24 protein-coding genes are annotated in these 21,813 nt (G+C 59.7%); 12 read left to right on the top strand and 12 right to left on the bottom strand.

Annotated features, from left to right (window positions below):
• Positions 1 to 98: 98 nt before the first annotated feature.
• Positions 99 to 599 carry a MarR family winged helix-turn-helix transcriptional regulator gene (locus ACSQ3J_RS25280; protein WP_060503007.1) on the bottom strand — a complete coding sequence of 167 codons (501 nt, stop codon included), beginning with the start codon at positions 597 to 599 and terminating at the stop codon, positions 99 to 101.
• A gap of 94 nt (positions 600 to 693) precedes the next feature.
• On the opposite strand from ACSQ3J_RS25280, the gene ACSQ3J_RS25275 reads away from it, so the two are divergent.
• The 4 genes from ACSQ3J_RS25275 to ACSQ3J_RS25260 all read left to right on the top strand — a co-directional run bounded on the left by ACSQ3J_RS25275 (position 694) and on the right by ACSQ3J_RS25260 (position 4,352).
• Positions 694 to 1,485, top strand: a complete 792-nt coding sequence (locus ACSQ3J_RS25275; protein WP_060503008.1) for a creatininase family protein — start codon at positions 694 to 696, stop codon at positions 1,483 to 1,485.
• Between the two features lie 120 nt (positions 1,486 to 1,605).
• Positions 1,606 to 2,733 (top strand): CobW family GTP-binding protein, encoded by a 1,128-nt coding sequence (locus tag ACSQ3J_RS25270; protein WP_060503009.1) that lies wholly within the window; start codon positions 1,606 to 1,608, stop codon positions 2,731 to 2,733.
• On the top strand, positions 2,733 to 3,722 hold the full coding sequence (locus ACSQ3J_RS25265) for a WD40 repeat domain-containing protein (protein WP_060503010.1): 990 nt from the start codon (positions 2,733 to 2,735) through the stop codon (positions 3,720 to 3,722). The genes ACSQ3J_RS25270 and ACSQ3J_RS25265 overlap by 1 nt, the downstream gene beginning before the upstream one ends.
• 63 nt (positions 3,723 to 3,785) lie before the next feature.
• A complete protein-coding gene (locus ACSQ3J_RS25260; protein WP_060503011.1) occupies positions 3,786 to 4,352 on the top strand; it encodes a MarR family transcriptional regulator in 567 nt (188 codons plus the stop codon).
• Between the two features lie 10 nt (positions 4,353 to 4,362).
• Here ACSQ3J_RS25260 and ACSQ3J_RS25255 read toward each other — a convergent pair whose 3' ends face one another.
• The 4 genes from ACSQ3J_RS25255 to odc2 all read right to left on the bottom strand — a co-directional run bounded on the left by ACSQ3J_RS25255 (position 4,363) and on the right by odc2 (position 7,803).
• A complete protein-coding gene (locus ACSQ3J_RS25255; RefSeq protein ID WP_060503012.1) occupies positions 4,363 to 4,806 on the bottom strand; it encodes a glyoxalase superfamily protein in 444 nt (147 codons plus the stop codon).
• A gap of 306 nt (positions 4,807 to 5,112) precedes the next feature.
• Positions 5,113 to 5,799, bottom strand: coding sequence for an OmpW/AlkL family protein (locus ACSQ3J_RS25250; RefSeq protein ID WP_060503013.1), 687 nt, complete (start codon positions 5,797 to 5,799; stop codon positions 5,113 to 5,115).
• Positions 5,800 to 6,003: 204 nt separating this feature from the next.
• On the bottom strand, positions 6,004 to 6,582 hold the full coding sequence (locus tag ACSQ3J_RS25245; RefSeq protein WP_060503014.1) for a GNAT family N-acetyltransferase: 579 nt from the start codon (positions 6,580 to 6,582) through the stop codon (positions 6,004 to 6,006).
• 87 nt (positions 6,583 to 6,669) lie between these two features.
• Positions 6,670 to 7,803, bottom strand: coding sequence for an ornithine/lysine decarboxylase (gene odc2, locus ACSQ3J_RS25240; RefSeq protein ID WP_060503015.1), 1,134 nt, complete (start codon positions 7,801 to 7,803; stop codon positions 6,670 to 6,672).
• 710 nt (positions 7,804 to 8,513) lie between these two features.
• Between odc2 and ACSQ3J_RS25235 the strand changes: the two genes are divergently transcribed.
• The 3 genes from ACSQ3J_RS25235 to ACSQ3J_RS25225 all read left to right on the top strand — a co-directional run bounded on the left by ACSQ3J_RS25235 (position 8,514) and on the right by ACSQ3J_RS25225 (position 11,159).
• Entirely contained in the window at positions 8,514 to 9,413 is a 900-nt protein-coding gene (locus tag ACSQ3J_RS25235) for a LysR family transcriptional regulator (RefSeq protein ID WP_060503016.1), read from the top strand.
• A 97-nt stretch (positions 9,414 to 9,510) separates the two neighbouring features.
• Positions 9,511 to 10,152 (top strand): DUF1007 family protein, encoded by a 642-nt coding sequence (locus ACSQ3J_RS25230; protein WP_060503017.1) that lies wholly within the window; start codon positions 9,511 to 9,513, stop codon positions 10,150 to 10,152.
• A complete protein-coding gene (locus ACSQ3J_RS25225; protein WP_060503018.1) occupies positions 10,146 to 11,159 on the top strand; it encodes a nickel/cobalt transporter in 1,014 nt (337 codons plus the stop codon). The genes ACSQ3J_RS25230 and ACSQ3J_RS25225 overlap by 7 nt, the downstream gene beginning before the upstream one ends.
• A gap of 4 nt (positions 11,160 to 11,163) precedes the next feature.
• Here ACSQ3J_RS25225 and ACSQ3J_RS25220 read toward each other — a convergent pair whose 3' ends face one another.
• The 4 genes from ACSQ3J_RS25220 to ACSQ3J_RS25205 form a co-directional block, all read right to left on the bottom strand.
• Positions 11,164 to 11,379 carry a hypothetical protein gene (locus ACSQ3J_RS25220; RefSeq protein ID WP_060503019.1) on the bottom strand — a complete coding sequence of 72 codons (216 nt, stop codon included), beginning with the start codon at positions 11,377 to 11,379 and terminating at the stop codon, positions 11,164 to 11,166.
• On the bottom strand, positions 11,376 to 12,068 hold the full coding sequence (locus ACSQ3J_RS25215; RefSeq protein ID WP_060503020.1) for a GNAT family N-acetyltransferase: 693 nt from the start codon (positions 12,066 to 12,068) through the stop codon (positions 11,376 to 11,378). The genes ACSQ3J_RS25220 and ACSQ3J_RS25215 overlap by 4 nt, the downstream gene beginning before the upstream one ends.
• 133 nt (positions 12,069 to 12,201) lie before the next feature.
• Entirely contained in the window at positions 12,202 to 12,981 is a 780-nt protein-coding gene (locus tag ACSQ3J_RS25210) for a tellurite resistance TerB family protein (RefSeq protein ID WP_060503021.1), read from the bottom strand.
• A 141-nt stretch (positions 12,982 to 13,122) separates the two neighbouring features.
• Positions 13,123 to 13,761 (bottom strand): 2-dehydro-3-deoxy-phosphogluconate aldolase, encoded by a 639-nt coding sequence (locus tag ACSQ3J_RS25205; protein ID WP_060503022.1) that lies wholly within the window; start codon positions 13,759 to 13,761, stop codon positions 13,123 to 13,125.
• Positions 13,762 to 13,992: 231 nt separating this feature from the next.
• On the opposite strand from ACSQ3J_RS25205, the gene ACSQ3J_RS25200 reads away from it, so the two are divergent.
• The 5 genes from ACSQ3J_RS25200 to trhO all read left to right on the top strand — a co-directional run bounded on the left by ACSQ3J_RS25200 (position 13,993) and on the right by trhO (position 17,551).
• Positions 13,993 to 14,490 (top strand): CYTH domain-containing protein, encoded by a 498-nt coding sequence (locus ACSQ3J_RS25200; protein WP_060503023.1) that lies wholly within the window; start codon positions 13,993 to 13,995, stop codon positions 14,488 to 14,490.
• The gene (locus tag ACSQ3J_RS25195; protein WP_436040570.1) at positions 14,465 to 15,370 is read left to right on the top strand and encodes a CHAD domain-containing protein; all 906 of its coding nucleotides are present in this window, start codon (positions 14,465 to 14,467) and stop codon (positions 15,368 to 15,370) included. The genes ACSQ3J_RS25200 and ACSQ3J_RS25195 overlap by 26 nt, the downstream gene beginning before the upstream one ends.
• A 52-nt stretch (positions 15,371 to 15,422) precedes the next feature.
• Positions 15,423 to 16,115 (top strand): helix-turn-helix transcriptional regulator, encoded by a 693-nt coding sequence (locus tag ACSQ3J_RS25190; RefSeq protein WP_436040569.1) that lies wholly within the window; start codon positions 15,423 to 15,425, stop codon positions 16,113 to 16,115.
• 68 nt (positions 16,116 to 16,183) lie between these two features.
• The gene (locus tag ACSQ3J_RS25185) at positions 16,184 to 16,543 is read left to right on the top strand and encodes a VOC family protein (RefSeq protein ID WP_060503025.1); all 360 of its coding nucleotides are present in this window, start codon (positions 16,184 to 16,186) and stop codon (positions 16,541 to 16,543) included.
• Between the two features lie 63 nt (positions 16,544 to 16,606).
• On the top strand, positions 16,607 to 17,551 hold the full coding sequence (gene trhO, locus ACSQ3J_RS25180) for an oxygen-dependent tRNA uridine(34) hydroxylase TrhO (RefSeq protein WP_436040568.1): 945 nt from the start codon (positions 16,607 to 16,609) through the stop codon (positions 17,549 to 17,551).
• A 48-nt stretch (positions 17,552 to 17,599) separates the two neighbouring features.
• Here the strand turns inward: trhO and ACSQ3J_RS25175 are convergent, their stop codons facing one another.
• The 3 genes from ACSQ3J_RS25175 to ACSQ3J_RS25165 form a co-directional block, all read right to left on the bottom strand.
• Positions 17,600 to 18,976: a GH1 family beta-glucosidase gene (locus tag ACSQ3J_RS25175; RefSeq protein ID WP_436040567.1), complete on the bottom strand. Its 1,377-nt coding sequence runs from the start codon at positions 18,974 to 18,976 to the stop codon at positions 17,600 to 17,602.
• A 170-nt stretch (positions 18,977 to 19,146) separates the two neighbouring features.
• The gene (locus ACSQ3J_RS25170; protein WP_436040566.1) at positions 19,147 to 20,328 is read right to left on the bottom strand and encodes a Gfo/Idh/MocA family protein; all 1,182 of its coding nucleotides are present in this window, start codon (positions 20,326 to 20,328) and stop codon (positions 19,147 to 19,149) included.
• Between the two features lie 195 nt (positions 20,329 to 20,523).
• The gene (locus ACSQ3J_RS25165; RefSeq protein ID WP_436040565.1) at positions 20,524 to 21,576 is read right to left on the bottom strand and encodes a sugar phosphate isomerase/epimerase family protein; all 1,053 of its coding nucleotides are present in this window, start codon (positions 21,574 to 21,576) and stop codon (positions 20,524 to 20,526) included.
• Positions 21,577 to 21,813 lie beyond the last annotated feature (237 nt).

Raw genomic sequence — 21,813 nt, 5'->3', positions numbered from 1 at the left:
CCTCAGATATCCCGGCTAAATACCGCTATTTTTAAATCCTCTTTAAACTGTTTAAATTGCAACCGCAATCTCCAATTAAGGCACGATCGGAGAAGGGATTATTCGGCGGCGGCCGTGCCCTGAAGGTTGCCATCGACCGTGCGCAGAAGCTTCATTAGGGTCTTGATCTGCTTTTCGCTCAAGCCCTTCGTCGCCATGTCTTCAGAGGTCTTGCCCGCTTCAGCAATGGTCTGGAGGCGGTCGCGGCCGGTGGTGGTCAGATAGACCTTGGTCAGCCGTGCGTCCTCGTCATCGGCGCGGCGCTCCAGAAACCCTTGCGCTTCCATCCGGCCGACAGTGCGGGTCATCGTCGGTGCCTTGACGCCGAGCTTCATCGCCAGGACACCGGCGGTCAGACCATCGGTCTCGGCCAGCGCCAGCATGACGCCGTCCTGACCGGCATAGAGACCACTATCGAGGAGATTGCGCGACAACACCGTGCGCATCGAGCGCGCCGCCTGCACCAGCACCGATGCAAGGTCCTGTGCGTGGACTTCGATGTCATGATGTTTTTTCTTGCCGCCCTTGGCTTTCTTTTCGGCCTTGCTCTTCTTTCCCATCGGTCCTCCACCAAATTTCTTGCACGGCCATCCGTCACCTGTATGACTCGAATGACCTTCATACCGCAAGTACAACCGAAAGGCTCTCAGGAGCATGACAGTCCCCGCACCGCGTTGGAAAGACAATGATTCCGATCTGCCGGCCGCAGCAAGAGCGGACTGGATCGCCGTGCTGCCGCTCGGTGCCCATGAACAGCACGGACCACACCTGCCGTTCGAGACGGATACGCTGATTGCCGAAGGTTTCGCTGAACGGATCATCGCCCGCCTGCCACCGGCCCTGCCCGTCACGTTCCTACCGGTGGAACCCGTTGGCTATTCGATCGAGCATCTGGATGTCGAAGGCACCCGTTCACTGGGATACGATGAGGCGGTGCAGCGCTGGCTGGGCATCGCGCAGAATCTGAACGACAAAGGCATCCGCAAATTCGTCATGCTGAACGCGCATGGCGGCAACTCGCCACTGATGACCATTGTTGCGACGGAAGCGCGGGTGCGGTTCGGCATGCTGGCGGTGACGACGAGCTGGACGCGGTTCGGGCAACCAGATGGGTGGATGAGGCCGCAGGACAAAGCCATCGACATTCATGGTGGCGATATCGAAACCTCGGTGATGCTGGCGATGTATCCAGACCGGGTAGATATGTCGAAAGCGCAGAGCTTCACGTCACACCAGTCCGATTTCGCCGATCGTTTCAAACATCTGCGCGCCTATGGGCCGCACGCTTTCGGCTGGAAGATGACGGACTTGAACGAACAGGGTGTCGCCGGCGATGCCTCAGCGGCCACTGCAGAGCGCGGCGAGCAACTGATTGCCCATGCGGCCTCCGGCATTATCCAGTTGCTGGAGGATGTTGCCGCCTTCGATCTTTCGAACCTGCACTGACCCGCATGGTGCGCAGAAAAACGGCGTGAAGTTCACGCCCCCATTTGCGCTGGGGCTCACCATCTCCTATATCAGCATCACCCCCATGCCCGTAGGCATCCCGAATTTTCCGAGGTTCCCATGACCGAAGCAACCACAGCTGCCGCCAAGCCCATTCCCGTCACCGTGCTCACCGGTTATCTCGGCGCCGGCAAAACGACGCTCCTGAACCGCATCCTGTCTGAAAACCACGGCAAGAAATACGCTGTTATCGTCAACGAATTCGGCGAGATCGGCATCGACAACGACCTGATCGTCGAATCCGACGAAGAAATCTATGAAATGAACAATGGCTGTGTCTGCTGCACGGTGCGCGGCGACCTGATCCGCGTCGTCGAAGGCCTGATGCGCCGCCCGGGCCGCTTCGATGCGATCATCGTCGAAACCACAGGCCTTGCCGATCCGGTACCGGTTGCCCAGACCTTCTTCATGGATGATGATGTGCGCGCCAAGACCGAACTCGACGCTGTTGTCGCGCTGGTCGATGCCAAGCATCTGCCGCTGCGTCTGAAGGATTCGCGCGAAGCCGAAGACCAGATCGCCTTTGCCGACGTCGTGCTGCTCAACAAGACCGATCTCGTCACGCCGGAAGAACTGGCCAAGATCGAAGCGACGGTGCGGGCGATCAATCCGTCGGCGCGCATCCATCGTACCGAACGCTCGAATATCGACCTGACGAAAGTGCTCGACCAGGGCGCTTTCAGCCTGGAACGGGCACTGGAAAACGAGCCGCATTTCCTTGAGCAGGATCATCACGACCACGATCATACCTGCGGTCCGGATTGCGGCCACGATCATCATCACCATGATCACGACCATCATCACCACGATCATGATCATCACGGCCACGAACACCATCATCACGACCATGCCCCCTCGCCGATCCATGACGTTACGGTGCAGTCGGTTTCGCTGCGCGGTGGTGAAATGAACGCCGAGCGCTTCTTCCCGTGGATCCAGAAGATCACCCAGACGGAAGGTCCCAATATCCTGCGCCTCAAGGGCATCATCGCCTTCAAGGACGATCCCGAACGCTATGTTGTGCAGGGCGTGCACATGATCATCGAAGGCGACCACCAGCGCGCCTGGAAGGACGGCGAGAAACACGAAAGCCGCCTCGTCTTCATCGGCCGCGAACTCGACCGCGAAAAACTCGAACGCACGTTCAAGGCGTGTGAAGCCGCTCCCGCCGGAGCCGCAGCTTACTGATGCCGACAGTTGCTCCTCTCGATCTCCAGGGTCACGTCGCCGGCGTGGCCTTTCTCGGCGACATACCGTTCTTTGCCGAATCCTCCGGCCTCGTCCATCGCCTCGATCACGGCCATAAAACCGTCGAGGCGCACGAAGGCCTGCTTTCCTCCATCCGCGACGAAGCGAGCGACACGCTGCTGACCGGCGGTGAGGATGGCAAGGTGCTGCGGATCAAGGCGGACGGCACGGTGAGCGAGCTTGCCAATGTTCCGCGCAAATGGATTTCGCAGGTCGCTGCCGGACCACAAGGCGCCATTGCGTATGCCTATGGCAAGACAGCGCATGTGCGGCTGGCCGATGGAACAATCAAGGATTTCGCCGAGGAACGCACGGTCGAGGGCATCGCCTTTGCACCGAAGGGCCTGCGCATAGCGGTTGCGCGCTACAACGGCGTCTCCCTGCATTGGGTGGCGATGGCGAGCCAACCGGTCGATCTTGAATGGAAGGGCGCTCATACCGGCGTTACCTTCTCGCCCGACGGCCGTTTCGTCGTCACCTCCATGCAGGAAAATGCGCTGCACGGCTGGAAGCTCGATACCAAGCCCGGCGCCGAGACCCGGCATATGCGGATGACCGGCTACCCGGCCAAGATCAAATCAGTTTCATGGTCCGCCAAGGGCAAGTGGCTTGCCTCTTCCGGGGCACCGGCCGCCATCGTCTGGCCCTTCCAGGCCAAGGACGGCCCGATGGGCAAGGCGCCGCTGGAACTCGGCACCCGTGCCAATATCATGGTCACCCAGGTCTGCTGCCATCCCGTCGAAGAGATTGCGGCCATCGGTTATGCCGATGGCATGATCATGGTGGTGCGCTTCGCCGACAGCAAGGAAGTGTTGCTGCGCCGTCCCGGCAAGGGCGCGATATCAGCCATGGCCTGGAACAAGAACGGTCGGCAGCTTGCCTTCGGCTCAGAGGCGGGCGATTGCGGCGTGGTCGATATCGCCGGCTGACCTTGCGCCCTCAGCATCGGCGGCAGGCTTGACGATAAAGGTCTGCCGCGCGAAAACCTTTGAATGCTGTTCAAAAAGGACGTGCTCGAGGAGATCGCGAAAGGCGCCGTGACTCTGGCATTCCGGCGCTGGCAGAAGCCGACCGTGCGGGCCGGCGGGACGCTACGCACCGCTGCCGGCGTGCTGGCCATCAATGCGATCGATATGACGGACGCTGGCAGCCTCACCGATGAGGATGCTTCCCGTTCAGGCCATTCGTCGTTGGACGCGTTGCTTGCCGATATCGCGGGACAACGTGCAGGTACCCTCTATCGCATCGCCTTCCATGTTGCAAGCGCCGACCCGAGAGTTAAGTTGCGTGACATCTGCAGTTTTGGCCTTGGCGAACGGGACGAACTGCGGCGCCGCCTGACAGCCTTTGATGCTGACACTCCCTGGACATTGCAAACGCTGCGGCTGATCGCGGCGCGCGAAGGCATCACGGCCGGAGAGCTTGCCACGAGCATCGGCTTTGAAAAGGCCGCCCTCAAGCAGAAAATCCGCAAGCTGAAGGAACTCGGCCTGACGGAAAGTCTGCAGAGCGGCTATCGCATCTCGCCGCGAGGACGCACATTCCTCGCGGAAATCTGAGTATCCGTTTTCACCACGCCAACTCCACCTGCGGCCGGCCATTCGACGTTTTCTCAACCGTTCGTCCTGTCTCGTCGATCGTGCAGTGGACGCGCTTGCGGAAGGCGGAGAAACTATCAAAGGTGACGACATCCACGGGCTCATCGAAATCCAGCGTTAGCCGGTAACGGCCCGGCTGCGCAGTCACGGCCTGCACCCCGAGAATGGTCGCTTCAAACGGCTGGCCGAGATAGTGACCCTTGACTCGCGAGCCGAGCATCCACGGATTGAGCGGCGGCCGGTTGCCCACCACGGCATGCAGCGTGTTCCAGTCGCGAAATCCGTATTGCGCGGCCAGAAGTTCCAGCGATTTCGAATGGGTGATGTCCTGACCATCGGCACCAAGACCGGCACGCAGCCGCTTTGCCTGATCTTTCAGGGCATCGAGTGAGGGAAGCGGGATCGATCCACGCATCGTTCAGTCTCCAACATGGAGCGTGCAATCATCCGGAGGGGGTCCGCCTTGCCACCGTTCGCACGCCACAATCATGGACGACCGAAAAGGAACGAGAGACTTCACCAAAAGCTTGGAGCTTGCGGACGGCCGGGGCTCTCACCCGTTGGCGGACATCTAATCCATTGCGCAGATACTGTCAAACATCCGGCCCAACGAGAAACGGTGGGCGTTACCTTCCGGTATCGCCCACCGTTATGATGCAGAACCGCTCGGCCACAGGGAAAGCAGGTCCTGCCCCTCGCCCTGCGTCTCAAATGTCAGCGGCTAGAAACGATAGGTAATACCCGTACCGATCAGCCAGGGATCGATCTTGGCCTTGCCGCTCAAAGGACCAAGCGTATCATGATCAGCCGACCATTCGGTTTTGAGGAAAATCTTCTTCACGTCGAAGTTGACGCCCCAATTGTCGTCCAGCATGTAGTCGAAACCGACCTGAAGCGCTGCGCCCAAATGGCTCTTGACGTCGAGATTGCTGAAACCGGGCTTCTCAGACTGATTGTAGAACAGCGAATAGTTGACGCCCGCCCCGACATAGGGCTTGAACGCGCCGAAATCGGTGAAGTGGTATTGCAGCGTCAGAGTGGGCGGCAGCAGCCAGGCCTTGCCAACCGGCACACCCACCGCGCCATCCTCATGGATATTGGCATAAGTGGTGCCGAGGATCAGTTCGGCCGCGATATTGTCGGTGAAAAAATAGCTGATATCGAGCTCCGGGATCAGCGTATCCGAATAACTGAGATCGGAGCCGGGCACGCCGTCGATGGAGCCAGTGTCGCGCGTGATGACGCCAAGCGCACGCACACGTATCTGCCAGGGATTGCGCGCCGTCAGGGTCTCGATGGAGACCGGCTCCAGCGGAGCCTGCGCCAAATCCGCCGCTGCGGCTTGCCCCGTCACAAACAATGCACATCCCGCCACCAGCGCAGCGATGACTTCACGCCCGTATCCCATATTGCCTCTCCTTGAAATGTCGAATGACCTTGGCAAGGGAGGGCTACGCCGACGCGGCAGCAATGCTTTGATTCAAATCAATTTATGAGAGAAGCGGCGATCCAATTTCCCAAACGGGAAACAACCGGCCAAGACCGTTGCATCCCTGTCACAGGAGAAGCCCCGCCCCCTGGAGGCAGGCGGGGCTTTTGCAACATTGGCGGATTACCGTGCCGCCCTGGCAAAGGTGCAGCCGCTCGCCACCATGATGCCGGCAGCCCCCTCCAGCCAGCCGTCCTTGAGCTCCAGCGCCAGAAAACGGTGGCGCTCGAACGGACCGGGCATGACGAGATGGCGGGCCTTTTCAGCGAAAAAGCCGAAGCGCTCATAGTAAGGCGCATCACCAACGAGCAGAATGGCACCGTGGCCGCGGGACTTCGCCTCACCGATGGCTGCGCGCATCAGCGCGCCGCCTATGCCCTTGCCCTCATGGGCGCAATCGACAGCCAGCGGGCCAAGCATCAAGGCATCAACCGGAACGCCTTCGCGGCTCACGCCAGCCTCGACATTCCACAGGCGCACGGTGCCGATGACGTGACCATCCGGATCGCGGGCAACCAACGCCAGGCCTTCGGCCGGTACACGGCCACGGCGCAGCGCCTCGGACGACTTGCGGCGGCGGTTTGGACCCATGGTGAGGTCAAGCAGGTTTTCGCGCGCGACAACGTCGCCCGGGTTTTCCGCGTCGATGGTAAAGGAATTCTGCGCAAAGAATGCGCGGACAGAATCAAGAACAGCGGCCATCGGGGCCTCCCGCACTCAAAACCGATTCAAACGGTATCGAAAACAAATTGTGAGGGTGCTGCTCCGGCGTGAACCGGAGCAGGCTTTTTAGATCACGTAAGCCTTCAGCGGATCGAAGCCATTGAAGGCAACAGCCGAGTAGGTCGTCGTGTAGGCGCCGGTGCCTTCGATCAGGACTTCGTCACCGATCGAGAGCGTGATCGGCAGCGGGTACATGTTCTTCTCGTACAGCACGTCGGCCGAATCGCAGGTCGGGCCGGCCAGAACGCAAGGCTCCATTTCGTCGGCATCATGGATCGTGCGGATCGGGTAACGGATCGCTTCGTCCATGGTTTCGGCGAGACCGCCGAACTTGCCGATGTCGAGGAACACCCAGCGGTGATTGTCATTGTCCGACTTCTTCGAGATCAGGACGACCTCCGCCTTGATCACACCGGCATTGCCAACCATGCCGCGGCCCGGCTCGATGATCGTTTCCGGCAGGTTGTTGCCGAAGTGCTTGCGCAGCGAACCGAAGATCGCCTTGCCATAGGCTTCAGCCGACGGCACGTCGCGCAAGTACTTGGTCGGGAAACCGCCGCCCATGTTGACCATCTTCAGCTCGATGCCCTGCTTGGCCAGCTGAACGAAGACGCGCTTGGCATCGGCAAGGGCCGAATCCCAGGCGTCGACCTTGGTCATCTGCGAGCCGACATGGAACGAAACGCCGTACGAAACCAGGCCCAGCTGATGCGCGTAGACGAGAACGTCGACGGCCATCTGCGGAACGCAGCCGAACTTGCGCGACAGCGGCCATTCGGCGCCTTCGCCATCCGTCAGGACACGGCAGAACACGCGGGCACCGGGAGCGGCACGGGAAATCTTTTCGACTTCCTCGTGGCTATCGACAGCAAACAGCGAAACGCCGAGCGCATGCGCCTTGGCGACATCGCGTTCTTTCTTGATGGTGTTGCCGAAGGAAACACGCGACGCAGTCGCACCGGCATCGAGCGCCATTTCGATTTCAGCGACGGACGCGCAATCGAAGTTGGAGCCCATGGATGCGAGCAGGCGCAGTATTTCCGGCGACGGATTTGCCTTGACGGCATAGTAGATCGAGCTATCCGGCAGAGCGTGACGGAAAGCCTTGAAATTGTCGCGCACGACATCGAGGTCAACCACGAGGCAAGGACCTTCGGGACGTCGGGTGTTCAGGAAGTCGATGATACGTGCAGTCGTCATGGTTCTATCCCCAATCAGGTACGCTCCACGAAAACGTGGAGGACAAAGGACATACGCGAACATGCCCCGGAACCAGCCGGTGGAGACCCCGGATCCAGACATGCGCACGATGCGCGAATGATGGAACAACGCTCCGCCAAGAGCTTTGATCCGCTTTGTCTGCCATTGATTGGAAGGATGACCTACCGCACTTCCGGCAATGAAGGTGTGCCTCTTCAGTAACCCCCGCTGATGGAAAGCAGGGAGAGAACAAAAAGGCCCGCACCGTCGTTGCTTCGGATGTCCTCGCATTTTCCGGTTGGCCGGAATAGCGACTGGAGGGGTTAATTCCAGGTACCTTACCGATTTCCTCACCAATTCGAGGGTCGGCGGACAGCCATGGGCACGTGCGACTTTGGGCTGAAGCGGAGATAAGAAAAAACCTTGTCGTAATCAAGACTTTTTTCACATTGGCTGCTGATTTTTTATGCGCGCCAAAACCCGTTAAGATGTTCAGATTTCCTGAACAATCTCCGCCAACCCGTCGCAGAAACCAACGTCTTGTTTTAAGATCGTTTTTGGAGCGGTGCGGCAGCGGCCGGCGGAGGTGACAAACGTTAACGCCGTAACAGTTCTTCGTCTTTACGCAACGCCGGTCTATCGTTGCAACGGCCCCAAACCGCGAATCAGAAACAGGGCAGCAGCCCGAGCAGGCAGGATAAAGCAGCCCGATGGATACACTGACACGCATCCGCGCCTTCATCGATGTCGTCGATGCCGAGGGATTTTCCGCAGCCGCCCGGCGTGTCGGGCGCTCAAAGGCGCTCTTGTCCAAATATGTGCGGGAACTGGAAGACGAACTGGGCGCCCTTCTGCTCAACCGCACGACCCGGCAGTTTTCTCTGACTGAAGCCGGCCATACCTATTACCGGACGGCATCGGAGATCCTCAAGGAGATCGACAATCTCGCCGATCTCGTCCGTGCCAGCAATTCCGACCTGAAAGGCCGGTTGCGCATTTCCGCGCCGCGCACATTCGTCGACGCGGAGATCGGCCAGTCCTTGATCGATTTCGGTAAGGCGCATCCGGAACTGTCATTGGAAATCATCTCCGACGACCGTTTTGTCGATCTGGTCGAGGAAGGTTTTGACGTGGCTATCCGCATCACCAAGCTGGAGGATTCGACACTGATCGCCCGCAAGCTTGACGATTTCCAGGTTCTGTACTGCGCGACACCGGCATTCCTCGAAGAATTCGGACCGATTAACCACCCATCCGAGCTGTCGCGGCACGCCTGCATCATCGATACCAACGGCCGTTCCTACAGCAATTGGCGCTTCACCGAGCCGGATGGCACAGGGTTCAGTGTTCCCGTGGGCGGCCCGATCGAAGTCAACAGTCCGCTGGCCGCCGTGCGCGCGGCGGAATCCGGCATGGGCGTCGCCAGCATTCCCGATTTCATCGCCCGGCCGAAAGTGGCCGCCGGTACGCTGGTTTCCATTTTCGAAGACTACATACCAAAGGATCGCGGCATCTACGCGATCTATCCGCATCGGCGTTATCTGCCGACCAAAGTGCGCACATTCGTCGACTTCCTGCATCAGTGGTTTCGCAAGAACGCGGAAAATTGACCGGGCCACGATGGGCAGAAGTCCCAATTCCGTCCCATTTACCCCACATTGCATGAATGCTGCGTTGCGCCAAAACAGCCAGAGGAATCACGACAGAATGAAACGATCGTCCCTGATCCTGACGGTAGCGGCTGTGCTTGCGCCCGGCGCAGCACTCGCTCATCCGCATATTTTCGCCGAGGCGCGGCTGGAAATCGTTGCGGATGCGACCAACCAGATCACCGAACTGCGCAATGTCTGGCGTTTTGACGAGTTGTTTTCCGCCAGCGTGGTGATGGATTTCGACAAGAACTCCAATGCGCAACTCGATCCCGATGAACTGCAGGAGGTCGGCCAGACGGTTCTCGATTCCCTGCAGGAATACAATTACTACACGACGATCACCGACAACGGCAAAACCATCAAGGTCAGCAAGCCGGACGAAATCACGGCTGATTACAAGGACGGCCAGTTGCTCTTAATGTTCGCCGTCAAGCCTGCCGAGCCGATGCTGCTTAAGGGCAATATGTCATTCGGCGTCTATGATCCCACCATGTACACGGCGATGGATTTCCCGACCGACGGCGATCTCGTTGCGGTTGGCGACCAGTTGAACGCCTGCGAGCACAAGGTGGTCCGTCCCGACCCGGATGAAGTGCTTGCCCAGAATCAGGCAAGCCTCACCGACGCCTTCTTCAACGATCCGACAGGAACCGACATGTCGAAGATGTTTGCCACACGAATCGAGTTCAAATGCTGATGCTGCGGCATCCCGCGCGCCTGCTGGGTTTGGCGCTGGCTCTGGCCGCCGCCGGCATCAGCATCGCCCACGCACAGTCGCCGCTCGGTATCGGCACCGCTGAGCCGGCCTTCAATACCAGCGGCATTTTCGGCGGCTTCTTCGCCTGGATCAACATGGAGCAGCAGCGTTTCTACCACACGCTGACAGAGGCGATCAAAGCCATGCGGGACGACCCGTGGCACCTCTGGTCGCTGATCGGCCTGTCCTTTGCCTATGGTGTGTTCCACGCTGCCGGCCCCGGTCACGGCAAGGCGGTCATTTCCTCTTACATGATCGCCAACGAGACCGAACTGAAGCGCGGCGTGCTCCTGTCCTTCCTGTCGTCGATGATGCAGGGAGGCGTCGCCATCCTGCTCGTCGGCGCCGCCTATCTGGTGCTGCGGGGATCATCAATCTCGATGACGCAGGCCACGCATTTCCTCGAAGTGGTCAGCTACGCCCTGATCGCTGCCTTTGGCGGCTGGCTGCTGTTTCGCAAGCTGAAGGCTATACGGACGCGGCGGCTGGCCCCAGTGGTTTCGTATGACCACGGACACGGCCACAGTCCTCACTCCCATGATCATGGCCATAGCCATGGGCCGGGCGAAGTCTGCGACACCTGCGGCCACGCACATGCACCCGATCCTTCAATGCTCAAGGGTGATCGCTTCGCGCTCCGCGAGGCCTGGTCGGCGATTGTTGCCGTGGGCTTGCGCCCCTGCTCCGGCGCGCTGATCGTGCTGAGCTTCGCGCTGTTAAACGGGCTTTATCTCGGCGGCGTTCTATCGGTCTTTGCCATGTCGATCGGCACGGCCATCACCGTCTCCGTGCTGGCGACGCTCGCCGTCACCGCCAAGGACCTGGCTGTGCGCTACGCGTCTAACGGATCATCGGCCATGCGCATCAGCAACGGCATCGAAATCTCCGGCGCCTTGCTGGTGCTGGTACTGGGCATTGTTCTGCTTGGGGCGTCGCTGCAGGGCTAAACCTTCAAAGTCCACGCCCGCGCTGGTATCGGGCGCGCAGCCAGAAGATCAGGAAGAAGCCGAGCACGAAAACCGCACCGAAGGCCGCGGCCAGCCAGGGCGAAAACGTGCCAAGCCAGAGCATGATTTTCGGCAGGATAAAGAAGCCGGCCCCGACGATGACCAGGATAACGGCCGCGGCGATCGCTGGCGAGTGTTCCTTCTTTTCCGGGGTATTCATGCGGTCTCCTTTTGCGCCAGTCCGGCGCGAATATCTTCAAGCTTTCGCTTCTGCGTGCCATCACCGGCAAAATTCTCAGGCGACAGCCAAGCTTCGAAAGCAGCGTTGAGCAACGGCCATTCGCCATCGATGATCGAGAACCATGCCGTATCGCGATTGGCGCGCTTCGACAACATGTGCTGGCGGAAGACCCCTTCAAAGCTGAAGCCAAGCCGGCTCGCCGTTTTCTTGCTGGCTTCATTACGGTTGTCGCATTTCCACTCGTATCGCCGGTATCCCAGGTCCTCGAAGGCGTGCCTGGCCATCAGGTAATGAACTTCGGTGGACAAGGGCGACCTGGCCATCGAAAAAGAATGCGCTACACCACCGACCTCGACCACACCATTGGCGGGATCGGGCCGCATGTAGTTGGCCATGCCGACGACATCGCCGCTGGCCTTGTCACAGAAGACTTCCGTAACCCAGCCGCCCTTCTGCACCGCCGTGAGCCAGGCATCGAAATCCTCGATGCCGCGAAAATCATCCTGCGAGAAATACTGAAGGCGCACATTGATCTCCAGACCACCAAAGGCTCGCCATAGCGCTTCCAGGTGGCTCACCCGATCATAAGGCACGATCCGCACATAACGGCCTTCCAGAGTCACCGGTTTCGGGGCCGGGCGGGCTGTCCAATTGGTCAAATCACGCATCTGCAAACTCCGGAAGAGACGACACCAGCAACCTTGAAACCGGCGCAGAAACCGCACCGGTCATAACAAAGGCTTTGACGCTGGCATAGGACAGCTCAGGCATCGGCACAAATGCAAAGTGATGATGGATTGATCACCACGGCGACTTGATTGGGGGCTGACCGGTCTGCGGCACCGAGGTCTGCTGCGGATTGGCCTGTGCTTCGATAACCGGTGTCTTGGCCGACGAGACCGTCGCCTCGATATGGTCGATCAGAGCATCGGCAAGGCCAAGGCGTCCGGCCAGTTGATCGAGATATCCGCGCTCGGCGCGGCTGTCGGCATCGATGGCAAGACGCGACGCGGTATAAAGCTCGACACGCTCCTCTTCGGTCACAGCCGCCGCGACGATGGCATCGAGGTCGACCGGCTGGCTTAGCTCCTCATGCAGGAACTGCTCAGCTTCCGAATCGAGGCCGGAGACTTTCACCTTGTCCATGATGCGGGCGCGCTCGACATCGTCGATGTGACCATCGGCGCGGGCGGCGGCAATCATGGCGCGGACCAGAACGAGCACAAAATCATTGCGAATGACAGCGGGTTCGGTGCTGAAGCCGGAATCGGCCGGTGGCGGCAGCAGTTCTGGCTGCGCCTGCGCTTCCGGCTGCGCGATAGGTTCCTTGCCGGCCTGATAATTCTTGTAGGCTTGGTAGCCAAGACCGGCGATGGCAGCGAGACCACCAAGTTTCAGGGCCGAGCCAGCCACCTGGCGGCCAGTACCGGTGCCGAGCAGAACGGCAGCGATGGCGCCGGCGGCCAGCGGATTGTCCTTGGCCAGCTGCGTCGCCTGACCGGCCCGCTCCCGCACCGATCCGCCAGCACCGGGGATTTGCGAACCCAAAAACTGATCCAGCAATTTCTTCGCATCAAACATTCGGTCCACTCCCTTGAGGCCGGTTTCGGTCGGAAAGAAACATAGGAATGCAACGACAGAAATACAAATGAAAGACGCCTGCCATGAAAAAGGCCGGGCGCACGCGCCCGGCCTTTTGAACAGTCATAACGAAACGATCGATCAGCCGCGCAACGCGAAAGCCTCGGCAGCCAGCTTGGTGATGCCGGCCCAGTCGCCCTTGGCAACCAGTTCCTTCGGCGCCACCCAGGAGCCGCCAACGCAGACGACGTTGGGCAGCGACAGGTAATCCCGGGCATTCGACAGCGAAATGCCGCCGGTCGGGCAGAACAGCGTGCCGGCCAGCGGCGAGGACAGCGACTTCAGGTAGGCAGCGCCGCCAGCCTGTTCGGCTGGGAAGAACTTCATCACCTTGTAGCCTTCTTCGCGCAGGCCCATGACCTCGCTTGCCGTGGCAGCACCCGGCAGAAGCGGGATATCGGAATCATTGGCAACGTCGATCAGCTCCTGCGTCGTGCCGGGGCTGACGATGAACTGCGAGCCCGCCTCGACAGCCGCTTCGTATTGGGCCGCATTGAGGATGGTTCCGGCACCGGCAACGGCACCTTCCACCTCGTTGGCCACAGCCCGGATCGCTTCGAGCGCAGCAGTCGTGCGCAGCGTAATTTCGATCGCTTTCAAACCACCGGCGACAAGGGCACGCGCCAAAGGCACGGCGGTCGCGAGGTCATCAATGACCAGCACCGGAACGACCGGCTGCAATTTCAGGACAGAAAGAAGTCTCTCGGTTTTCTCGCTCATGCCGGACAGCCTTTTTTAAAACGATTGAAGTGAGGCTCGAATACTCTTCCCATCCGCTTTTGTCGATACCAAACGGGACAGCCAAGCCTATTCGGACATGGTGACGCATGCTTGACAATAGACAGGCCCGAACGTGCTTCAAAGCCGCCGGCAGGTCAAAGTGCTTGCTTGTTCGAATGTGACAATCCTGTAGTGTGCTTGGCGTGGGCATTCAAACGGCAGGCGTTATCAATGGCCAAGGAAATTGAACGCAAGTTTCTGGTGGCTTCCGATGGCTGGCGCGAGGCCGCAGACGGCGGTACGCGTTTTCTGCAGGCCTATATCGTCACCATGGACGACCGTTCCGCACGTGTGCGGCTGATCGATGACAGGCGCGCGAAACTGACGATCAAGATCGGCACTGGCTCGATGACCCGCGATGAGTTCGAGTATGAGATTCCCGTGGAAGACGCCAAGGATATGATGTCTTTGGCCGTCGGCCTTGTCATCGAGAAGACCCGTTATGAGGTTAGCCACCACGGCTTCGTCTGGGAGGTCGATGTCTATGGCGGCGCGCATGAAGGGCTGATTGTCGCCGAAGTCGAACTTGAGGCCGAAGATGACACACCGGACCTGCCCTCCTGGCTGGGTAACGAGGTGACCGGAGACCCGCAGTACTCCAACCAGTATCTCTCGACCAATCCGTTGGTATCCAAGGCAGATCATGAGCTATCATATTCGCCCTTCTGAACACTTCACGGATGAATTCAAAGCGGTTGGTAGCGAGCAACTGACACTTGCCATTGCAGTATTGACCGACCGTCCGCAGGGGCTGCCGGAGGCCATTCACGATGCCCGCAAGAATTTCAAAAGACTGCGTTCTCTCTATCGCCTCGCCGCGGCAGACATTCCCGCATTCCAGCGCTCGGAGAATGCACGCATCCGCAAGATGTCCCAAATGCTCTCGATTTCCCGCGACGCGACTGCCCTTGTCGAAGTCAACCGGTATCTGCTGGAGCATGCCGAAACCAACGACGAACGCGCCGCCCTGAAACGGATCGGCAAAGTGCTGATCACCCGGCGCGATGAGCGGGCCGCGGAGGGAGATCAACAGGAAGAAAGCGTCGCTTTAGCGCTCTCAACCTGCGGCAGGGCACTGGATTCACTCGCCTGCATCACTTTTCGGGACGGTGGCAAAAAGGGTGCCAAACGCATCGCCAAGTGCTGGCGCAAGGCATTGGAGAGAGCTTCCACCGCGCTGGAAGCCTGTACGGACACCACCGATGCACATCTGTTTCATGAATTGCGCAAACGCAGTCAGGACTACCGTTTCTATCTGGATCTTTTGCAACGTCTGTGGCCCTCGGCGATGCACGCAAAGCGGGTCGAGGTCACGAAGGTGGTCGATCTGCTTGGCCATCACAACGATCTGGCGCTCCTTGCCTCCCTGGTCGATGAACACCCGCATCTATTGGGCAAGAGCGAGGACGTCGCCTATCTCCTCTCGGCCGTCATCACGCGGCAGAAAGCCCTGCGGGAACAGGCCCTGACAGTTGCTGCTTCGGTTTTTCGCGATGACCCGAAGGACGAAAGCCGCAAGATCATGCTCCTGTGGCAGGACGCAGTCTGACGCGGCACTCGCGGCATTGATACTGCCAATCCCTGTCAGTATGATCGCGGCCATGTCCCGCTCCACCCGTCTTCTCGATCTTATCCAGCTTCTGCGAACCTACCGGCGGCCGGTGAGCGGCAACGCGCTTGCCCAGCGCATGGGCATCAGCATCCGCACGCTCTACCGCGACATCGCCACACTGCAGGCGCAAGGTGCCGACATCCAGGGCGCGCCCGGCTTCGGCTACGTGCTCAAACCCGGTTTCCTGATGCCGCCGATGATGTTGAGCGAAGAGGAAATCGAGGCACTGGTGCTCGGCGCACGCTGGGTCGCGGCGCGGACCGACGACGAATTGAAGGATGCCGCCCGCAACGCCCTGACAAAGATCGCCGCCGTACTGCCCGCCGATCTGCGCCATGAGCTGGAAACGAATTCACTGCTCGTCTACAACACCCGCGACCTTCGGCTGGGAACCATCGATTTTCCGGCCATTCGCGAGGCTATCCGGCTGGGTATGAAGATCGACATCGACTATGCCGACGTCAATGGACAGCCGACAACGCGGCGCATCTGGCCTTTTGCGCTGGCTTATTTCGAGGAAACCCGCGTGCTGGCGGCCTGGTGCGAGCTGCGCAGCGACTTCCGTCATTTCCGCACCGACCGTTTTACCACCATGACCGTGACCGGCATCCGCATTCCACGCCGGCGCGACCGGTTGCTGGCCGAATGGCGAAACACCCACAAGGTCCCTCAGGACATGTGAGCCTACTGCCATAAATTGACAGCAGAACGGAATAGAAACGTCTCCGGACCCACCGAGAGGAGACTGCCATGAAAACCGACTTTGTTCTGCCCGTCGACAGCCCGGCCGAAAGCGCCGTTTTCTACATGGCGATGTTCGGTGCGCTGCCGCTGGAGCTGTCGCCGACCTATGCGGTCGTCCTGATGAACGATGCGTTGAAGCTTGGCCTGGCAAAGAGAAAGAGGCTGCCAGCCGCCGTGAATACCAACGACGCGGAGCTTCCAATCTTCGTCGCTGGCCGCGAAGGCGTCGATGCGCTTCACGACGAATGGCGCCGGAAAGGCGTGACGATCCTGCAGGAACCGGTCTCGTCGGACAGTGACTATACGTTTATCTGCACCGACCCGGACGGCCATCGCCTGCGTGTCTTTACGCCGCAGGCCGCATGACCATCTCCATGCCGGCCGCGCACCCGATTGCGCGCGCGGCCGGAAAGCTGTATTTCACGCCGCATGACAGACACGATCCACACCCCTCGCCCGGAAGCCAATGGCCAGTTTCTGGTGGCAGCGCTTTATCATTTCGCCGCATTCGAACGCTTCGCCGACTTTCGCGAACCGCTGCAGGCGATCTGCGACGCCCATGGTGTCAAGGGCACGCTGCTGCTCGCACATGAGGGCATTAACGGCACGATTGCCGGGCCGGCAGACGGGATCCGGACTGTGCTTGCCTTCCTGCGCGCCCAGCCGGAATTCGTCAGTCTCGAGCATAAGGAAAGCTGGGCGTCGTCCATGCCGTTCCTGCGGATGAAGGCGCGGCTGAAAAAAGAAATCGTCACCATGGGCGTCGAGGATATCGACCCCAACAAGATCGTCGGCACCTATGTGGCACCGAAGGACTGGAACGCACTGATTTCCGATCCCGATACGATCGTGATCGATACCCGCAACGACTACGAGACGGCCATCGGCATGTTCCGTGGCGCGGTTGATCCCAACACCAAAAGCTTCCGTGAGTTCCCTGACTGGGTGAAGAACAATGCCGATCTCGCCGCAAAGCCGAAGATCGCCATGTACTGCACCGGCGGCATCCGCTGCGAGAAGGCGACAGCCTTCATGAAGGAACAGGGCTTTGACGAGGTCTACCACCTCAAGGGCGGCATCCTGAAATATCTGGAAGACATGCCGGAAGAGGAAAGCCTCTGGGATGGCGCCTGCTTCGTCTTTGACGACCGCGTCTCGGTGACGCATGGCCTGAAGGAAGGCGAGCACACGCTCTGCCACGCCTGCCGCCAGCCGCTGACCCCGCAGGACCTTCTGTCACCCCATCACGAGCATGGCGTCACCTGCGTCCACTGTCATGATACCCGCAGCGAGGAAGACCGCCAGCGTTACCGCCAGCGGCAGCGGCAGATGGAGCTGGCAAAGAAACGCGGCGAGCGGCACCTCGGAAGCTGACGGCCCTTTGCTGCATCGCCGCTTTTACAGTGATGCAGCTGTTTCGCCTCAACCGGGCTTGTGATTGCCCTTCGGAAACTGTTCGGCCAGTTCCTTGTACCAATGACCGCTTTTCTTGATGGTGCGGACCTGGGTGTCGTAATCGACATGAACGATGCCGAAGCGCATCTTGTAGCCTTCCGCCCACTCGAAATTATCCATCAGGCTCCAGGCAAAATAGCCTTTCATCGGATAACCTTCCCGGATCAAATCTGCCGTGACGGCAAGATGCTCGGCGATGTAATCGAGCCGCGGCTGATCATCGACCACGCCGTTTTCGACGCCCATATTGTAGGCCGCCCCGTTCTCGGTGATATAACAATCCGGCAGCGCGTAGCGGTCATTGACCGCGCGGATGAGATCACCCAGCGCCTGCGGAAAGATCTCCCAGCCGATATCGGTCTTCACGTCGTTGACCGGCTTGGCGTTCACCGTCGCCGGGAATTCGGAGCCTTCGGCCGGATCATGCGAAACGCGCATCGGCGTGTAGTAGTTGACGCCCCACCAGTCGGTTTTCTGGCTGATCGTCGCCATATCGCCATCCTCGATGGCGGGCATGCGATGGCCAAGCGCCGACAGGAAGCTTTGAGGATATTCACCCTTGAAGATCGGGCCGAAGAAGACACCGTTGTGGAAATCAAAGGCCCGCTCAGCCGCCGCCTTGTCCTCGGCGCTGTCGCTACCGGGATAGACATGCATCGGGTTGATGACGATGCCGACCGGCAGGTTCGGCTGAAGTTCGCGAACGGTGACAACGCCAAGACCATGGGCGAGGTTGGTGAAATGCAGCGCATGCAGGGCCGCATCCATATTGCGCTCACCCGGGGCGTGAATGCCGTAGAGATGGCTGAGCCAGACGGAGCACCAAGGCTCGTTGAACGTCGCAACAGCATCGAGACGATCACCGAGGCGGGCGATGACGGTTTTGGCGTAGCGCTGGTAGGCATATGCGGTCGTGCGCGCCGTCCAGCCGCCGTCGCCCATCAGCGCCAGCGGCAGGTCCCAATGATACAGCGTCGCAAAGGCCTTGATGTTGCGCTGCTTCAGGCCATCGACAAGGCGATCGTAGAAATCCAGCCCCTTTTCATTGACCGGCCCGGTGCCCTCCGGAATGATCCGCGGCCAGGCAATCGAGAAGCGATAGGCTTCGACACCAAGGCTCTGGATCAGGTCAAGGTCCTCATCCAGCCGGTTGTAATGATCACAAGCGACATCGCCGTTGTGCCCCTGATAGACCCGGCCCGGCATGTTGGAAAACGCATCCCAGATCGACGGCTTGCGCCCATCGGTCTTGGTTGCCCCTTCGATCTGGAACGAGGCGGTCGCCACACCAAAAATGAAATCGCCGGGGAAGCGTTCGGCCAGTTTCTTTGCTTCGATCATCATCGCCCTCATCGGATTGCGCGGCAAACGATCAAATTCGCTCCACGCCCATCAGGAAATCTGAAACGTTGCAGTAACTCGGAATGACCAAAAGTCAACCACAGAATCGCCTAGGGACGATATCACCCCGCCCTTTCGGAGCGGAGTGAATGAGAGCACGTATCTGGGATCGATCAGACCTTGATCCAGGCGCCGTTGCGCTTCGACGATTGCACGCAGGCATCGACAAACACCATGCCCTTCATGCCATCATCGATCGTCGGATAGACAACGGCCGGATCGACCGCCACACCCTTGCGCTTGGCAAAGATGGCGCGGGCGGCTTCGGTGTAGATATTGGCGAAGCCTTCGAGATAGCCTTCCGGATGGCCGGACGGAATGCGGGAGACACGGGCCGCGGCCGGGCCTGAGCCCGCACCGGCGCGGGTGATCAGGCGCTTGGGTTCACCGAACGGCGTGTACCAGAGATAGTTCGGGTCCTTCTGCGTCCATTCCAGACCACCCTTGGTGCCATAAACACGGACCATCAGGCCGTTCTCGTGGCCGGGGGCAACCTGGCTGCACCACAGCATGCCCTTGGCGCGCTGGCCGTTCTTTGCCTTGAAACGCATCATCACATGGGCATTGTCATCCAGCGCCCGGCCCTCGACGAAGCTGTCGAGATCGGCGGCCAGCTCTTCCAGCTCAAGACCCGAAACGAAAGCGCCGAGATTATAAGCATGGGTGCCGATATCGCCGGTGGAACCACCCGCGCCCGACTTTGACGGATCGGTGCGCCATGCGGCCTGCTTCTGGCCGGACTGTTCGATATTCTCCGTCAGCCAATCCTGCGGATACTCCATCTGCACCAGCCGGACGGCACCGATATCGCCATTCTCGATCATCTCGCGAGCCTGGCGGACCATCGGATAACCGGTGTAATTGTGGGTGAGGACGAACAGCGCGTCGCTCTCATCCGCCAGCTTCTTCAGCTTCCTGGCGTCTGCCAGCGTCGAGGTCAGCGGCTTGTCGCAGATCACATGAATACCGCGCTTGAGGAATTCGCGGGCGGCCTCGTAATGCACGTGGTTCGGCGTAACAATAGCGACGGCCTCGATACCGTTCTTCAGCTTGGCTTCGCGGATCGCCATTTCCTTGAAATCGGAATAGCTGCGTGCCGGGTCAAGACCGAGTTCGGCACCCGAATTCTTCGCCTTTTCCGGTGTCGACGACAGCGCGCCGGCGACCAGCTCGAATTGATCGTCAAGCCGCGCAGCCATGCGGTGGACGGCGCCAATAAACGCACCAGACCCGCCGCCGACCATGCCGAGACGGATGCGTTTTTCGCGAACCTCAGTGGTTCCTTCGATTGCCATAGAGTGTCTCCTCAATTGTGTTTTATGTTGGTGGAGAATTTTTCTCCCCCACCGAGGGTGGCGACCTCTTCTCCCCCACGGGGAGAAGTGCCGAGCGCATGCGAGGCGATGAGGGGGGCACGCGTCACGTATCGAGCCAGCCGCCCCCTCATCCGGCCCTTCGGGCCACCTTCTCCCCGAGGGGGAGAAGAGGCTTTAAAGCCCCAGCATACGCCGGTTGGCCGCGTCGTCTGCCCCACTGTCGGCAAAATCATCGAAGGCTTTTTCGGTGACGCGGATGATGTGGTGTTTGACGAATTCCGCGCCTTCGCGGGCACCGTCTTCAGGATGCTTCAGCGCGCACTCCCATTCGACGACTGCCCAGCCGTCGAAATCATTGGCCGTGAGCTTGGAGAACACCGCACCGAAATCGACCTGACCGTCACCCGGCGAGCGGAACCGTCCCGCCCGGTTGACCCAGCCCTGATAGCCACCATAGACGCCCTGGCGTCCGGTTGGATTGAACTCGGCATCCTTGACGTGAAACATCTTGATGCGCTCGTGATAGATATCGATGTTGTCGAGATAATCCAGGCACTGAAGAATGTAGTGCGAGGGATCATAGAGCATGTTGGCGCGCGGATGGTTGCCGACGCGCTCGAGGAACATCTCGAAGGTGATGCCGTCATGCAGATCTTCGCCGGGATGGATCTCATAGGCGATATCGACGCCACACTCGTCGGCGTGGTCAAGGATCGGCTTCCAGCGGCGGGCCAGCTCATCGAAAGCGGTTTCCACCAGACCGGCCGGACGCTGCGGCCACGGATACATGAACGGCCACGCGAGCGCGCCGGAAAAAGTCGCATGTGCCTTGATGCCGAGATGCTTCGACGCCGTCAGCGCCATCTTGACCTGTTCGACAGCCCATGCCTGACGGGCCTTCGGATTTCCGCGCACTTCAGGCACAGCAAAACCGTCGAAGGCTTCGTCATAGACCGGATTGACCGCGACCAGCTGACCTTGAAGGTGGGTTGAAAGCTCGGTCACCTCGACGCCGTTCTCGCGCGCTTTGCCGGCAAACTCGTCACAATAATCCTTCGATGATGCTGCCTTTTTCAGGTCGATCAACTGGCTGGCCCAGGTTGGAACCTGAACGCCGATATAGCCGCAATCGGCCGCCCATTTGGTGATCGAATCCCATGAATTAAAGGGAGCGGCATCACCCGCAAATTGGCCAAGGAAAAGCGCGGGGCCTTTGATGGTCTTCATGTCAGATTCCTCCCTGATTATCGACCGTAAACGTTTCCGTAGTGTTTAACACGCCATTTATAGAGGGCAAGGCGCCTCTTTCCGATAAAGCCAGTTGGCGGCGATGGCGAGAATTCCAGTGCGCCGGAACCTAATCACGGACTTTGCGTGGCGGCAAGAGGTACGTGCCGCAAAAATCCGGTGAGACAGTCCGAACAATGTCCCATCATAAAAATAGGCGCCCGTTTTCGCGGGCGC

The organism is Rhizobium sp. LjRoot98, from assembly GCF_964252935.1.
Classification (GTDB): Bacteria; Pseudomonadota; Alphaproteobacteria; order Rhizobiales; family Rhizobiaceae; genus Pararhizobium.
Note: the sequence above shows the minus strand (reverse complement) of the source record. Positions and strands in the feature narration are given on the sequence as shown.

Bases quoted from the DNA above. Each gene is read 5' to 3' on its own strand.
- ACSQ3J_RS25260 (WP_060503011.1), top strand. From the start codon at position 3,786: ATGCTGTTCAAAAAGGACGTGCTCGAGGAGATCGCGAAAGGCGCCGTG.
- ACSQ3J_RS25270 (WP_060503009.1), top strand. From the start codon at position 1,606: ATGACCGAAGCAACCACAGCTGCCGCCAAGCCCATTCCCGTCACCGTG.
- ACSQ3J_RS25185 (WP_060503025.1), top strand. From the start codon at position 16,184: ATGAAAACCGACTTTGTTCTGCCCGTCGACAGCCCGGCCGAAAGCGCC.
- ACSQ3J_RS25250 (WP_060503013.1), bottom strand. From the start codon at position 5,799: ATGGGATACGGGCGTGAAGTCATCGCTGCGCTGGTGGCGGGATGTGCA.
- ACSQ3J_RS25235 (WP_060503016.1), top strand. From the start codon at position 8,514: ATGGATACACTGACACGCATCCGCGCCTTCATCGATGTCGTCGATGCC.
- ACSQ3J_RS25275 (WP_060503008.1), top strand. From the start codon at position 694: ATGACAGTCCCCGCACCGCGTTGGAAAGACAATGATTCCGATCTGCCG.
- ACSQ3J_RS25255 (WP_060503012.1), bottom strand. From the start codon at position 4,806: ATGCGTGGATCGATCCCGCTTCCCTCACTCGATGCCCTGAAAGATCAG.
- ACSQ3J_RS25190 (WP_436040569.1), top strand. From the start codon at position 15,423: ATGTCCCGCTCCACCCGTCTTCTCGATCTTATCCAGCTTCTGCGAACC.
- ACSQ3J_RS25170 (WP_436040566.1), bottom strand. From the start codon at position 20,328: ATGGCAATCGAAGGAACCACTGAGGTTCGCGAAAAACGCATCCGTCTC.
- ACSQ3J_RS25245 (WP_060503014.1), bottom strand. From the start codon at position 6,582: ATGGCCGCTGTTCTTGATTCTGTCCGCGCATTCTTTGCGCAGAATTCC.
- ACSQ3J_RS25200 (WP_060503023.1), top strand. From the start codon at position 13,993: ATGGCCAAGGAAATTGAACGCAAGTTTCTGGTGGCTTCCGATGGCTGG.
- ACSQ3J_RS25230 (WP_060503017.1), top strand. From the start codon at position 9,511: ATGAAACGATCGTCCCTGATCCTGACGGTAGCGGCTGTGCTTGCGCCC.
- ACSQ3J_RS25220 (WP_060503019.1), bottom strand. From the start codon at position 11,379: ATGAATACCCCGGAAAAGAAGGAACACTCGCCAGCGATCGCCGCGGCC.
- ACSQ3J_RS25210 (WP_060503021.1), bottom strand. From the start codon at position 12,981: ATGTTTGATGCGAAGAAATTGCTGGATCAGTTTTTGGGTTCGCAAATC.
- ACSQ3J_RS25205 (WP_060503022.1), bottom strand. From the start codon at position 13,761: ATGAGCGAGAAAACCGAGAGACTTCTTTCTGTCCTGAAATTGCAGCCG.
- ACSQ3J_RS25195 (WP_436040570.1), top strand. From the start codon at position 14,465: ATGAGCTATCATATTCGCCCTTCTGAACACTTCACGGATGAATTCAAA.
- ACSQ3J_RS25175 (WP_436040567.1), bottom strand. From the start codon at position 18,976: ATGATGATCGAAGCAAAGAAACTGGCCGAACGCTTCCCCGGCGATTTC.
- ACSQ3J_RS25225 (WP_060503018.1), top strand. From the start codon at position 10,146: ATGCTGATGCTGCGGCATCCCGCGCGCCTGCTGGGTTTGGCGCTGGCT.
- ACSQ3J_RS25215 (WP_060503020.1), bottom strand. From the start codon at position 12,068: ATGCGTGATTTGACCAATTGGACAGCCCGCCCGGCCCCGAAACCGGTG.
- ACSQ3J_RS25265 (WP_060503010.1), top strand. From the start codon at position 2,733: ATGCCGACAGTTGCTCCTCTCGATCTCCAGGGTCACGTCGCCGGCGTG.
- trhO (WP_436040568.1), top strand. From the start codon at position 16,607: ATGACAGACACGATCCACACCCCTCGCCCGGAAGCCAATGGCCAGTTT.
- ACSQ3J_RS25280 (WP_060503007.1), bottom strand. From the start codon at position 599: ATGGGAAAGAAGAGCAAGGCCGAAAAGAAAGCCAAGGGCGGCAAGAAA.
- odc2 (WP_060503015.1), bottom strand. From the start codon at position 7,803: ATGACGACTGCACGTATCATCGACTTCCTGAACACCCGACGTCCCGAA.
- ACSQ3J_RS25165 (WP_436040565.1), bottom strand. From the start codon at position 21,576: ATGAAGACCATCAAAGGCCCCGCGCTTTTCCTTGGCCAATTTGCGGGT.